Source organism: Clostridium senegalense JC122, from assembly GCF_000285575.1.
Classification (GTDB): Bacteria; Bacillota; Clostridia; order Clostridiales; family Clostridiaceae; genus Clostridium_J; species Clostridium_J senegalense.
In genome coordinates this window covers 542,264-555,221 of sequence record NZ_HE611051.1, presented here as the reverse complement: position 1 = coordinate 555,221, position 12,958 = coordinate 542,264, and the positions used below count along the sequence as shown (strand labels likewise).

Here is a 12,958-nt window from a genome sequence, read left to right as displayed (position 1 = left end):
GGGGAAAACATGTTATTTAATTTAAATGAATTTTTAATGTCAGTATCATTTGCATTAGATTTTGTTGAAATGGATGTTTTAGGGGTACCTTCTAATCATGGAAAAAGAGTAGCATATATTGCACTTAAAGTTGGGCAATATTTGGGTTTAAGCTCTAAAGAATTACATGATATAGTTTCGTTAGCTATTTTGCATGATAATGGGGTAAGTGAAAAAAATTTATATAATAATTTAATGTGTAAAGAAGAAATAAACTTAAATGAAGTAGAAGTAGCAAAGAAGCATTGTATAATCGGAGAAGAAAATATAATTAATTATCCTTTTTTGACTGATGTAAAAAATATAATTAAATATCACCATGAAAAGTATGATGGTTCAGGCTTTTTTAAATTAAAAGGTGATGAAATTCCAATAATGGCACAGATAATTCAATTTGCTAATGATATGGAAATGAATAATAATTTTAAAAGTGATAAAAAAGAAGAGATAATATCCTTTATAAAGGAAAGGGAAAATGTAAGTTTTTCACATAAAATATCAAGGGCATTTATAGAGATAGCAAGAGATGAAAAATTTTGGATAAATATAAATAATGAATCTATAAATAATATTATAAAAAAGAAACACCAAGTTATAGCTTAGAGTTGTCCTTTGATGAAATAAGAAATATAACTAAAGTCTTATCAAAAATCATAGACTGTAAATCAAGATATACTCAAAGACATTCTAGAGGATTATCTGAAAAAGTGGGAATTATGGCAGACTTTTATAATTATAGTCATGATGAAAAAGTTCAATTAATGATTGCAGCAGATCTTCATGATATAGGAAAATTAGCTGTTCCCAATAGTATTTTAGATAGTCCTAATAAACTTACAGAAGAAGAATTTAAGGTTGTGAAAAATCATGCATATTATACAAGAGTTGCATTACATGAAATTAAAGGCTTTGAAAAAATTACTGAATGGGCTGCTAATCATCATGAAAAGTTAAATGGAAAAGGCTATCCTTTTGGGTTCACAGAAGATAATTTAGATTTTAATTCAAGGCTAATGGCATGTTTAGATATATATCAGGCCATAACAGAAGAGAGACCTTATAGAAAATCACTTAGTCATAAAGAGGCTATGGGTATTTTAAATAAAATGAGTAATGAAGGATATATAGATAGTAAAATTACAAATGATATAAATGCAGTTTTTAGTGTACAAAAATGTATATGAATTTAAATTCTAAATTAAAACTTTATTATTTAATGAATTGGTATTTTAAATAGAACAAGTTTATGTTTAAAAATTGGGGAGTCTTTAGATAGTTATCCTTTATAAAAATTTTTAAATATTACTTGTTATTTTTTTATTAATATTAGAGTATTAATCTTTAATTTGTTAAATACTAACACTAATATATAATGTGTATAAAGTATTTAAAGAAAGGAAGTATTATGTGGACATTAACAAATACGCTTATGAGCAATTTAGGATATGTTATTTTAATTGCTTTTACAATTTCAAAAAGTAAAACTTTTAAAAAAGCTTTAGACAATAGTAAATATACTATTAAAGACATAGTTATATTATCAGCTATTTTTTCAGGTTTGGGGATTGTTGGCACTTATTTTGGAGTAGATTATTATGGTGCTATAGTGAATATAAGGAATGTTGGTATTATAGTAGCATCTATAGTTTGTGGACCATTAGTTGGGGGAATAGCGGGGATAGTTGCTAGCTTTCATAGAATTATTTCAGGGGTTGGTGCTACAACTGCAATTCCATGTGCTATAAGTACAATAGTAGCTGGTATTATGCCAGGGTATTTATATAAATTGGTTAATACAAATGGTAAGTATGTATTTGGTTGCTTTTGTGCTGTAGTAATTGAAAGTTTTAGTATGATTTTAATTAGGATAATGGTTCCAACAGGAAGTGAAATCATAAGTTCAATTTATATTCCAATGGTGGTTATAAATGGACTAGGCGTTGTATTAGTTATAGGCATAATTGATAATATATTTAAGGAAAAAGAAAAGGTAGCAGGAGAACAAGCTAAATTAGCACTTGAAATTGCTAACAAAACTCTTCCATATTTTAAAGATTTAAGTGAAGCATCATTAGAAAAGGTTTGTGAAATTATAAGAGTAGGAGTAGGTGGAGAAGTAGCAATAATAACAGGAAAAGAGCATATATTAGCGTATAGCTCTAAAAACAATAAATTAAATATAAAAAGCAAAGAAATAGTTGGAGAATATACTAAAAGAGCTATAAGTACAGGAGAAACAGTGATTATATCTGATAAAGAAGAGGAGATAGGCTATAATTGTATTGATGGTATAGAAATAAAATCCGGTATTATAACGCCGCTAAATTATGATAAAGAAGTAATAGGGATTTTGAAAGTTTATTTTAATAAGAACAGTAAAGTAACAGAAGGAAAAAAATATTTAATTTTAGGTCTTAGTAACTTGATATCTACTCAAATACAGCTTGGAAATATAAAAAAGCTTGAAGATATGGCTAAAAAAGCCGAAATAAAAGCACTACAAGCACAAATAAATCCTCATTTTTTATTTAATGCATTGAATACTATAACATCTTTTATAAGAATAAATCCGAGTAAAGCCAGAGAATTAATAATAAACCTTTCAAATTATTTAAGATATAATATTGAGTTTAAGGAAAATTTAGTAGAACTAGATGAAGAAATGGAACATGTTAAGGCTTATGTTTATATTGAAAAATGTAGATTTGGAGATAAAATACAAGTTCATTATGATATTGATGAAGAAGCTAGAAAAGCAAGAGTTCCAACTTTGATTATACAACCATTAGTTGAAAATGCTATAAAGCATGGGATTTTAGAAGATGTTTTTGGAAAAAATGTGTGGATAGAAGTTAAGAAAGTACATAATGGATTCAAAGTTATAATAGAAGATGATGGCTGTGGTATAGATAATAATATAGTAGATCAAATATACAATGATAAAGTGGATGAAAATAAAATCGGTCTATACAATGTTCATAGTAGAGTAAAACTTATATATGGAAAAGGACTTGAGATTGAAAGATTAGAAAAAGGAACAAGAATAAGTTTTATTATAAATTAAAGGTTAGGTGATATTATGAGATGTATAATAGCAGATGATGAATTTCCATCAAGAGAAGAATTAAAATATTTTATAACTGAATTTAGTAATCTAAAAATTGTTAAGGAATTTGAAAATGGATTAGATGTACTTAAATTTATGGAAAATGAACATATAGATGTTGCTTTTTTAGATATAAATATGCCAGGATTAAATGGCGTGGGAGTAGCAAAACTATTAAGTAGAATAAATAATAAAATTAAAATAATATTTATAACAGCTTATAAAGAATATGCAGTTGAAGCTTTTGAGATTCATGCTTTTGATTATCTTTTAAAACCTTATTCAGAGGAGAGAATTTTATCTTGCTTAAAACGATTAGAAGATAGTACTAAAAAGACTGATATTAAAGATATTGATAATATAAATACAGTTATAGAAAAAATAACAATCATAGATGAAGGAAAAATGTATTTAATAGATGCAGATGAAATTTATTATATAGAAGCTCATGGTAAGGTTGTAAAGGTGTTTACTAAAAAGGGGGAGTATATATCTAAAAATAAGATTTCTGACATTATGAAAAAGTTAAATAAAGAAAAATTTTATAAATGTCATAGGTCTTATATAGTTAATTTAGATAAGGTGAAAGAGGTTGTACCATGGTTTAATTGTACATATGTATTAAAATTAAAGGATATAGGCAAAGATGTACCTGTCAGTAGGCAAAATACAAAAACTTTTAGAAAATTAATTAATATGTAAAGGTTTATGTCTATTCGTGTAGAAATATTGCATTTCATACCTAAATTAAGCATTTCATTCCCAATATGTTTTGAATTGAGCGAAAATTGCATACAATAAAGGTGCAATAATAATAAATATTTTGGGGGAGATGATAAAATGATTTCGTTTTTAGCATCATTAGTATTGTTAATAGTCGGATATTTTACTTATGGAAAATTTGTAGACAGGACATTTGGAATTGATGACAAAAATGCAACTCCTGCAGAAACTTTACAAGATGGAGTTGACTATGTGCCAATGAGTTGGCCAAAAATTTTCTTGATTCAATTTTTAAATATAGCAGGTTTAGGACCAATATTTGGAGCTATTTCAGGAGCTTTATGGGGTCCAGCGGCATTTTTATGGATTGTTTTTGGATGTATTTTTGCAGGTGCAGTTCATGATTATTTTACAGGTGTGCTTTCAATGAGAAATGACGGAGCTTCAGTTTCAGAACTTGTAGGTAAGTATTTGGGAGAAGGTCCAAGAAAAATAATGATAGTATTTTCAGTTGTTTTATTAATTTTAGTAGGTGTGGTGTTTTTAACAGGACCAGCAGATTTATTGAAAACTTTAACTGGAATAGATAGAAGAATTTTAATAGGAATAATAATAATTTATTACATAGCAGCAACAGTACTTCCAGTAGATAAAATAATAGGAAAAATATATCCTTTATTTGGAGCGACATTACTTATAATGGCAGTAGGTATCGGAGTTGGAATAGTAATTGGTGGTTATAACATACCAGAGGTTACGTTAGTTAATTTCCATCCAAAAGGAACACCTATATTCCCATACTTATTTATAACAATAGCATGTGGGGCTATATCAGGTTTCCATGCAACACAATCACCAATAATGGCTAGATGTGTAAAAAGAGAAAGTGAAGCTAGAAAAGTATTTTATGGTGCAATGATAGCTGAAGGTGTTATAGCACTTATATGGGCAGCGGCAGCAATGTCATTCTTTGGAGGAACTGAAGGATTACAAGATGCTATAGCAAATGGAGGTCCAGCAGGAGTTGTAAATACAATATCTAATACTTTAATGGGTAAGGTTGGAGCAATATTAGCTATTTTAGGAGTTGTAGCTTGTCCTATATCTTCAGGTGATACAGCATTTAGAAGTGCTAGATTAACAATTGCAGATTCTATGGGAATGAAGCAAGATAAAATAGCTAATAGATTTAAAATAGCTATACCATTGTTTGTAGTTGGAATAGGTCTTACTATGATAGACTTTACAGTAATATGGAGATATTTCTCTTGGGCGAACCAAACTCTTGCAATGATAATGTTATGGGCGTCAGCAGCATATTTAGTTCAATCAGGGAAAAATTATTGGCTTTGTGCAATACCAGCAGTATTTATGTCTGCAGTAACTAGTGCATATATATTACAAGCACCAGAAGGGTTAAGATTAAATGCAATGGTATCAAATATAATAGGAGTGGTATTTGCATTAATCTTATTCATAATTTTTATGAGATATACAAAGAAAAAAGACAAGGAAATTAAGGCTTAATTAAATGTAAAAATAAAATAAACTTATTATACAAAGAGTAAAAAGTGTTTCTTTAAATGATAAAATTGGTTTAAAGAAGCACTTTTTTTATATTTATAAAAATTTATATTACATATAATCGTCAGTATATTACATTTGCAGAAATTTATATATTAAAATAACGAATATTTATATAAAGGTAATCTTGTATTTAGAATTTTTATTATTAAATAATGTAGTAATAACAAAGAAGAAAGATGTTTAGTGAAATAAAGTAGATTAATTTTACGTACATGATTATAACCTTAGAATTTAAGGGGAATGTAAACGTATATTTTATAATTAAAGTAGGAGGAAAAAACATGTATAAGATTCTTCATATTGAGCAAAGTGAGTTTTTTTGTAAAATAATTAAACAAAGTTTAGTAGAAAAGGGATATAGTTATTTAACTACAGATAATTTTTATGATGGATATAATATATTAAAAGACAATGATATAGATTTAATAATTACATCTTTAATCGGTAGAGAAGGGACTATCGAAGAATTTTTAAAAAGAGTAAATGTAAGTAATAAAAATGAAGTTCCTATAATAGTAGTTAGTAGCAATAATGTAGATGAAGAAAAAAAGAGCTATTTAATTTAGGAATTACAGATTATATTTTAAAAGATAATGTACAAGATGGTATAATAAATCGAATATCAGAAATATTAAAAGAAGATGATTATATGGCAAATTTAAAGTTATTAAATTTTGCTATAGTTGATGATAATTCTTTAGAGAAGATGATAGAAAAAGATATTTTAAATAAATATGGAATAAATAATGTTGAATATTTTAATTCTGGTAAAGAATTATTTGAAAGTGGAAAAAAATACGATTTATATTTGATAGATATAGTTTTGCAAAATGAATTTGGAAAAGACTTAATACAGAAAATAAGAAATAATAATAGAAAGGCTATAATAATAGCAGTAACTTCTTTAACAAACTCAAAAATTTTATCTAGTATTTTAAATTCTGGAGCTGATGATATAATAGGTAAGCCAATTGATGAAAATTTATTTATATCAAAATTAAAGACAAATATTAGAATTCATGTTTTAAATGAAAAAATAAAAGAAGTTGTGAAAGAAATAAAAAATAGATAAAAATGCTTAAAATAAAATCAATATAAAAATTTATACAATATTAATAAGGAGAAAATCATGGAAAATATTTATTTTTGTTATTATAATTCACCAATTGGAATTTTAAAAATACATGCAGATAATGAAGCTATAACTGAAATTAAATTTGTTCATCAGATAGATGAAATAGAATTGAAAAGTAATAGATTAAATCCTATAATAAATCAATGTGTTGAGGAGTTAAATGAATACTTTACTGGAAAGAGAAAAGACTTTGAAGTTAAAGTAGCTTTAAAGGGAACAGAATTTCAAAAAAGTGTTTGGGAAAAATTAAGAAATATTCCTTATGGAACAGTAAAAACTTATAAAGATATTGCTATAAGTATAAACAATGAAAAAGCTGTTAGAGCAGTTGGGAATGCTAATAATAAAAATAAAATACCAATAATAATACCTTGTCATAGAGTTATAGGAAAAAGTGGAAAATTAGTTGGGTATGCTGGTGGGTTAGATAAAAAAGAATGGTTATTAAAACATGAAATAGAAGATGTATAATATGTTAAATATATGTAAAAATATAATTAATAAAACTAAACTGTTAAAAAAATTTTACACTATAATAGTATAATGATACAAATAAGTAAAATAAAGTAAAAGGGAGAGTGTAATAAGTGATAACTTTTATTACAATTTTAGGTGTAATTTTATTTGTATTTTTAGTCTATTTATTAATAAAAGATTGTTTAGTAAAGTTAAAATTAAGTGAAAATGGTTTTGAAAATGCATTATATGTGATAATAATTTTGGTTGGAATCTTTTTTAGTTTTTCCATGTACTTAAATTCGAATGAAGTAAGTGAGCTGAAAGTTTATTATGAAGCCTCGGTTTTAAATAAAAGTTTAGATGAGAAGGAACTTGATGAAGTACAAAAACGAATAATACAGTGTACTGAAAATAGTAAAAAATATTCTTTATATGCTTTAATTGATTTAGGAATTATTTTAGTTGTAAGAAATAATATAAAAAAAGAAAGAATAAGGTTACTAAAAGAACCTAAGAAAAGATGGAGTGATATTCAAAAAAATTTAGATAAAGAGTAATAAATTTTATCTTATATGAGAAGAATAAGTAATAAATAAAATAACTCCAAGGAGAATTAAATTTATGACTAATAAAATAAATAATAAAGCAAATAAAAACATAGCAGCGGTAGGTAATTATACTAAAAATGCTGTTGAAAGATTTGAAGAAAATATAGTAAATCAAACTGATTATTTAGAAAAAGTTAAAGAAGGTACCTCAAAAAATAAAGAAATAGAAGGTTAAGAGATTAACCTTCTATTTTTTGTCGTTAATTACCAAAAGATTTTTTAGCTTCATCTAATGCTTTTCTAGTATTAGTTTCAGCTTCATCTAAAGCAGCTTTTGTGTCTTTTTCTTCTAATAAAATTTGTTGTAATGCCTTGTTCATATTTTCATGTATAGAATAACCATTTAATACTTTAGGGTCACAGTATCCGTAATCAAATTCTTCAACAGCTACACCTTTAGCTGGATTTTCTTTTTCTACGTAGTTTTTAAAATCATTTGATTCTAAAACAGATTTTCTAAGTGGCAAGTAGCCAGAGTTTGTGCCCCATGTTAATTGATTTTCTTCTTCCATAAAGAATTTAATGAATTCAAATGCTGCAAGTTTTTCTTCAGGTGATGGAGTGTTGAAAATTGTAACATCTGTACCTGCAAAAAGAGCAGCCTTTTGTTTGTTTTCAGGCAATACTGCAGTTTTAAAGTTTATATTATTTCCACTGCAAGTTTTTATTATATCAGGTAATGCAGAAATTGATGATATACCCATAGCAGCTTCACCTCTACCAAAAGGTCCAGTCATATATTTTTCTTCAGTACATACTTTAGCAGAGCCATCTTTAACCATTCCAGCTAAAAAATCAAAAGCTTCGGCAGTTTCTTGAGAGTTAAATAATATTTTATCATTTTTCTCATCTATAAGGTGTCCACCAGCCTGTTCTACCCAAAAACTAGAATCTATACCTACAGAAGAATTTAATGCTAGTCCAACAGTGTCTGTAGTCCCATCATTATCCTTATCAACAGTTAATGTTTTAGCTGCATCTTTAAGTTCATTCCAGTTAGTTGGAACTTTAACATTCTTTTCTTTAAGTAAATCTTCATTATAGAATAAAAGATAGGTTGATTTATTAAAAGGTAATGAGTAATGTTTTTCATTCCACATACCATTGTCCCTTAAAAATTCAGGAATATCATTCCAACTATCTTTAGAAAAGCCTATTTTCTCATTTTCTATATACGGATTTAAATCTTCAACTAAATCGTTCATAACATAAGCTGTTAATCTATTCGGATATATCATAGATAAAGCAGGTAGTTGATTAGATTTTGACGCACCTTCAAGTTTAGAAAATAGTTCTTTGTAGTGACCTTGATAAACTAAATTTACTGTTATTTTACCATCATTTTTTTTGTTGAATTTTTCTGTGATTTCTTTTAGTACTTTTTCATTTTCTCCATTAATTGCATGCCAAAATTCAATACTAACTGGATCTTTAATTTCAGTTGCAATTTTAGATTCTGTTTCCTTAACATTTGTTGAAGTTTCAGCAGAATTACCACATCCAATTAAACCTAAAGTTAATATGCATGATGTAACAAGTGCTGTTAGTTTTTTGAATTTCATAAGTCTGTCCCCCTTATATAGTTTATATTTAATATTATTAAATTAATTATTTTTATAGGATTTAAAAGTTTCAACTTATACTTTTATCATTCGATAATTTATATATAAGTCTAAATTTTAACCCTTTATACCAGATTTAGTTATACCAGAAATAACATACTTTTGAAGAACAAAATATATTATTAATATAGGAACTATGACAATAGTGGTAGCGGCCATGAGTAGGTGATAATTACCTCCTGCTTCGGAAGTAAAATTCATTATACCTACTGGTAACGTTCTCATTGTTGGAATATTAGTAACAATGAGAGGCCATAAAAATTCATTCCAACTATTAACTATTTTTAAAAGTGCAATAGTTAGTAGTGCAGGTTTTGATATGGGAACCATTATTGTCCAAAGATATTTAAAATCACTACAACCATCTAATTTAGCTGCATAGTAAAGTGAATTTGGAATTGTTAAGAAAAATTGTCTTAACAAAAATACTGAAAAAACACTTATTATCCAAGGTACAGTAAGTCCCTTAAAAGTATTTATCCAACCGAGTTTTACTATTGTAATGTAATTAGGAATCAACATGAGTTCACCAGGTACCATCATCGTTCCTATCATAATTGAAAAAATAATATCTCTACCCCAAAAATCTATTTTAGAAAATCCAAATGAAGCTAATATAGTTGTAATTAAAGTTCCAATGGTAACAATGAAAGTAATAATTAAAGTATTAATAAAGTAAGCAACAATTGGAATTTGCGTTGCTACTTCTTTATAGTTAGAAAACTTCGGATTTTTAGGTATAATTTCCGGTGGCATTATAAAGACTTCATTAAGAGATTTTAATGAGGTACTTAACATCCATACAAAAGGTAATAAGGTTATAATACAGCCTAAAGTTAATATCAAATAAGTAAAAAGCTTTGAAAACTTAAATTTATTCATTTTATCACCTCTAATCATAGTTAACTTTTTTTCTGCCAATTTTAAATTGTATTGTGTTTAAAATAACTATTATTAAAAATAGTATTAATGCAGCAGCAGATGCGATGCCATATTGGTAATGATTATAAAATTTATTGTATATATAATAAACCATTGTTAAGCAGCTATTTAGTGGACCAGGTTGTTTATCAAAAAGAGCAAAAACCTCTCCAAAAACTTTGAAAGAATTTATGCAAGTTATTATACATACAAAAAATAGGGTAGGTGATAAAAGTGGAATTGTAATATTTTTAACTCTCTGAAAAAAATTAGCACCATCAATTCTAGCAACTATATTATATTTTTCATCAATGCTTTGAAGTCCTGATAAAAATATTATTATATTATAGCCTAAATTCCTCCATACACTAACAATTATTAAACTAATCATGGATTTACTAGGATCTGAAAGCCAATTAATAGGATCTATATTAAATACAGAAAGTAGATAATTTAATAGACCATGATCACCATGGAAAATCCATCTCCAAACCATAGAAATAGCTATGCTAGATGTTACAAAAGGTAAAAAGTATATACTTCTAAAAAAGCCTTTTAACTTTATATTTGAATTTAAAAGTATGGCTATAGATAAAGATAATATTATTGAAATTGGCATTACTAAACTAGCATATATAAAAGTATTTTTTATTGCTATAAAAAAATCATCATCATTTAATAAATATATGTAGTTATCTATACCTCTTTCAAAAACTAAATTTTTTGATAGTTATATTTGCTATAAAAACTCATATCAAAAGTTTTTAATATAGGATAAATATTAAAAACAATTAGTATTATTAATACTGGTGATATATATAGTAGTCCTTTGAAAAAACTTTTTAAATTTCTATTATTATTCAAAATTTATAGTTTCCTCAGTTGAAGGATTGAAAAATAATATTTTATTCGGCTTAACTCCAATTAAAGGAGCTACTAAATTTTTATTAACAGAATCATAAGGAACTACTACTTTAACTATAAAATTATTAATGTTAATTTTTAATATAGAATCTTTTCCAAGATTTTCAGTATCTACAATGTTTCCACTGAAAATTCCATTTAAATCATTTATTAAAAAATCTTCAGGGCGTATTCCAACTTTACAATTAGACATATTATTAGGAATTTTGCTTAGATTTATAAAGTCACTTAATTTTAAATTACTTCCTAAAATATTGAAGATATCATTTTGTTTATCTATATGGCAATCTAAAATATTAATGGAAGGATTACCAATAAATTTTGCTACAAATAAATTTTTAGGATTTGAATATAATTTATTAGGTAAATCATATTGCTGAAGAATACCATCTTTTAAAATAACTATTTTATCAGATATACTTAATGCTTCCTCTTGGTCATGAGTTACAAAAATTGTAGTTATTTTTAAATCCTTTTGAAGTCTTCGTATTTCCTCCCTCATTTCAACACGTAGTCTAGCATCTAAATTAGACAAAGGTTCATCTAGCAGTAATATTTCAGGCTTTTTTACTAATGCTCTTGCAATAGCAACCCTTTGTTGTTGACCACCAGAGAGCTGAGATGGTTTTCTTTTAAGTAACTCTTCAATTTTAACTAATTTAGCCATACTTATTACAGTATTTTTTATATCTTTTTTGTTTTGTTTTTTTAATTTTAGTGGAAAGGCTATGTTATCAAAAATATTCATATGTGGATAAAGAGAATAATTTTGAAAAACCATTCCTATGTTACGTTTTTCTGGTACTAAATCATTTATTACAGTATCATCAAAATAAATTGAACCATTACAAGGCTTATGTATACCTGAAATTGTAAAGATAGTTGTGCTTTTGCCACATCCACTTGGCCCAAGAAGACTTATAAGCTCACCAGATTTAACATGTAAATTAAGGTTATTAACTGCTGTAAAATCTTTAAATTTTACAGAAAGATTTTCTATTTTTAAATCCATATAATCACCTTTCTAAATTTTAGATTCAAATAACTTAAAAATTTTATCTATATTCATGCTATCTAATCCAAGAATAGGAATCTTAATATTTTTAGTTTCAAAAATTGAAATTAATTCTTCAATAAATACTCCAGCCTCATTTACAACAGTTAATGAAGATAACATATTTGATAAATTTTCGTTAGAAGATAATTCACCATACCATTTACCAGAACAAGTTTTATCAACACCACAACTAGGACTTCCATTTATACCGATTACACCTAAAATTGAAAAATCATTTTTTATATAATCTTCTATTTGGTCAACATAATTCTCTAATAAAGTTTTGCAAGTTTTCCTAAAATGGGGAGTATCAAATTGCTCTTTAACATGTCCCCATCTATTACATCCATAGCAAGTTAGTTCAGGGCAGGGTAGTTGAATTATTCCTATATTATTATTTATAAATAAATTAATTAAATCTTTTTTTCTTTGTTCAAAATCTTCTTTAACAATTCCAAAATTATAAACTTTGGAATTATTATTAATTAGACAATGACAAATTATTATAATTTTCTTGTTTTTATTCAAATTTTTCATAAAATCTCCTAAAATTTTTAAAATATATGCACTTATAGTATAATGTATATACAAAAAATTACAAATATGCAAAACAAATAAATAAACTATATTTTATTTGAATTTCCTATAAGTTATAAAAATAAAACTAATTTTGAAGTATTTAAAAAGTTTAAAGTAATATGAAAAATAGAATTTAAAATTCTACAAGTATAAGATTAGAATAAAAACTTATTAAAATAGAAAAAGCTATAAAATAGA

Annotated in this window: 15 protein-coding genes; 10 read left to right on the top strand and 5 right to left on the bottom strand. The window is 26.0% G+C overall.

What is annotated here, in order from left to right; genetic code table 11:
• Positions 1-9: 9 nt before the first annotated feature.
• The 10 genes from CSGHG_RS24230 (at position 10) to CSGHG_RS23705 (ending at position 7,832) form a co-directional block, all read left to right on the top strand.
• On the top strand, positions 10-642 hold the full coding sequence (locus tag CSGHG_RS24230) for an HD-GYP domain-containing protein (protein WP_235700131.1): 633 nt from the start codon (positions 10-12) through the stop codon (positions 640-642).
• A gap of 2 nt (positions 643-644) precedes the next feature.
• Complete coding sequence (locus tag CSGHG_RS24225) at positions 645-1,223, top strand: HD-GYP domain-containing protein (protein WP_235700130.1); 579 nt, start codon at positions 645-647, stop codon at positions 1,221-1,223.
• A 245-nt stretch (positions 1,224-1,468) separates the two neighbouring features.
• Positions 1,469-3,103 carry a LytS/YhcK type 5TM receptor domain-containing protein gene (locus CSGHG_RS10750; protein ID WP_235700129.1) on the top strand — a complete coding sequence of 545 codons (1,635 nt, stop codon included), beginning with the start codon at positions 1,469-1,471 and terminating at the stop codon, positions 3,101-3,103.
• 15 nt (positions 3,104-3,118) lie between these two features.
• Positions 3,119-3,847 (top strand): LytR/AlgR family response regulator transcription factor, encoded by a 729-nt coding sequence (locus tag CSGHG_RS10745; RefSeq protein ID WP_010294948.1) that lies wholly within the window; start codon positions 3,119-3,121, stop codon positions 3,845-3,847.
• A gap of 138 nt (positions 3,848-3,985) precedes the next feature.
• Positions 3,986-5,395 (top strand): carbon starvation CstA family protein, encoded by a 1,410-nt coding sequence (locus CSGHG_RS10740; protein ID WP_010294947.1) that lies wholly within the window; start codon positions 3,986-3,988, stop codon positions 5,393-5,395.
• 341 nt (positions 5,396-5,736) lie between these two features.
• Entirely contained in the window at positions 5,737-6,021 is a 285-nt protein-coding gene (locus tag CSGHG_RS24220; protein ID WP_010294944.1) for a response regulator, read from the top strand.
• Positions 6,022-6,104: 83 nt separating this feature from the next.
• Positions 6,105-6,527, top strand: a complete 423-nt coding sequence (locus CSGHG_RS24215) for a response regulator (protein WP_010294943.1) — start codon at positions 6,105-6,107, stop codon at positions 6,525-6,527.
• A gap of 57 nt (positions 6,528-6,584) precedes the next feature.
• Positions 6,585-7,061 (top strand): methylated-DNA--[protein]-cysteine S-methyltransferase, encoded by a 477-nt coding sequence (locus CSGHG_RS10730; RefSeq protein ID WP_010294942.1) that lies wholly within the window; start codon positions 6,585-6,587, stop codon positions 7,059-7,061.
• A gap of 116 nt (positions 7,062-7,177) precedes the next feature.
• The gene (locus CSGHG_RS10725; RefSeq protein WP_010294941.1) at positions 7,178-7,606 is read left to right on the top strand and encodes a hypothetical protein; all 429 of its coding nucleotides are present in this window, start codon (positions 7,178-7,180) and stop codon (positions 7,604-7,606) included.
• 64 nt (positions 7,607-7,670) lie between these two features.
• On the top strand, positions 7,671-7,832 hold the full coding sequence (locus CSGHG_RS23705; protein WP_010294940.1) for a hypothetical protein: 162 nt from the start codon (positions 7,671-7,673) through the stop codon (positions 7,830-7,832).
• Between the two features lie 25 nt (positions 7,833-7,857).
• Here the strand turns inward: CSGHG_RS23705 and CSGHG_RS10715 are convergent, their stop codons facing one another.
• The 5 genes from CSGHG_RS10715 to CSGHG_RS10695 form a co-directional block, all read right to left on the bottom strand.
• On the bottom strand, positions 7,858-9,219 hold the full coding sequence (locus CSGHG_RS10715; RefSeq protein ID WP_010294939.1) for an ABC transporter substrate-binding protein: 1,362 nt from the start codon (positions 9,217-9,219) through the stop codon (positions 7,858-7,860).
• Positions 9,220-9,336: 117 nt separating this feature from the next.
• Complete coding sequence (locus CSGHG_RS10710) at positions 9,337-10,161, bottom strand: carbohydrate ABC transporter permease (RefSeq protein WP_010294938.1); 825 nt, start codon at positions 10,159-10,161, stop codon at positions 9,337-9,339.
• Between the two features lie 10 nt (positions 10,162-10,171).
• Entirely contained in the window at positions 10,172-10,819 is a 648-nt protein-coding gene (locus CSGHG_RS20560; protein WP_235700128.1) for a carbohydrate ABC transporter permease, read from the bottom strand.
• 237 nt (positions 10,820-11,056) lie between these two features.
• The gene (locus CSGHG_RS10700; protein ID WP_010294936.1) at positions 11,057-12,136 is read right to left on the bottom strand and encodes an ABC transporter ATP-binding protein; all 1,080 of its coding nucleotides are present in this window, start codon (positions 12,134-12,136) and stop codon (positions 11,057-11,059) included.
• Between the two features lie 12 nt (positions 12,137-12,148).
• A complete protein-coding gene (locus CSGHG_RS10695; protein WP_010294934.1) occupies positions 12,149-12,718 on the bottom strand; it encodes a CD3072 family TudS-related putative desulfidase in 570 nt (189 codons plus the stop codon).
• Positions 12,719-12,958 lie beyond the last annotated feature (240 nt).

Coding starts and splice junctions, on each gene's coding strand:
- CSGHG_RS24230 (WP_235700131.1), top strand. CDS start 10: ATGTTATTTAATTTAAATGAATTTTTAATGTCAGTATCATTTGCATTA.
- CSGHG_RS10750 (WP_235700129.1), top strand. CDS start 1,469: ATGAGCAATTTAGGATATGTTATTTTAATTGCTTTTACAATTTCAAAA.
- CSGHG_RS10745 (WP_010294948.1), top strand. CDS start 3,119: ATGAGATGTATAATAGCAGATGATGAATTTCCATCAAGAGAAGAATTA.
- CSGHG_RS10740 (WP_010294947.1), top strand. CDS start 3,986: ATGATTTCGTTTTTAGCATCATTAGTATTGTTAATAGTCGGATATTTT.
- CSGHG_RS24220 (WP_010294944.1), top strand. CDS start 5,737: ATGTATAAGATTCTTCATATTGAGCAAAGTGAGTTTTTTTGTAAAATA.
- CSGHG_RS24215 (WP_010294943.1), top strand. CDS start 6,105: ATGGCAAATTTAAAGTTATTAAATTTTGCTATAGTTGATGATAATTCT.
- CSGHG_RS10730 (WP_010294942.1), top strand. CDS start 6,585: ATGGAAAATATTTATTTTTGTTATTATAATTCACCAATTGGAATTTTA.
- CSGHG_RS23705 (WP_010294940.1), top strand. CDS start 7,671: ATGACTAATAAAATAAATAATAAAGCAAATAAAAACATAGCAGCGGTA.
- CSGHG_RS10715 (WP_010294939.1), bottom strand. CDS start 9,219: ATGAAATTCAAAAAACTAACAGCACTTGTTACATCATGCATATTAACT.
- CSGHG_RS10710 (WP_010294938.1), bottom strand. CDS start 10,161: ATGAATAAATTTAAGTTTTCAAAGCTTTTTACTTATTTGATATTAACT.
- CSGHG_RS20560 (WP_235700128.1), bottom strand. CDS start 10,819: ATGCCAATTTCAATAATATTATCTTTATCTATAGCCATACTTTTAAAT.
- CSGHG_RS10700 (WP_010294936.1), bottom strand. CDS start 12,136: ATGGATTTAAAAATAGAAAATCTTTCTGTAAAATTTAAAGATTTTACA.
- CSGHG_RS10695 (WP_010294934.1), bottom strand. CDS start 12,718: ATGAAAAATTTGAATAAAAACAAGAAAATTATAATAATTTGTCATTGT.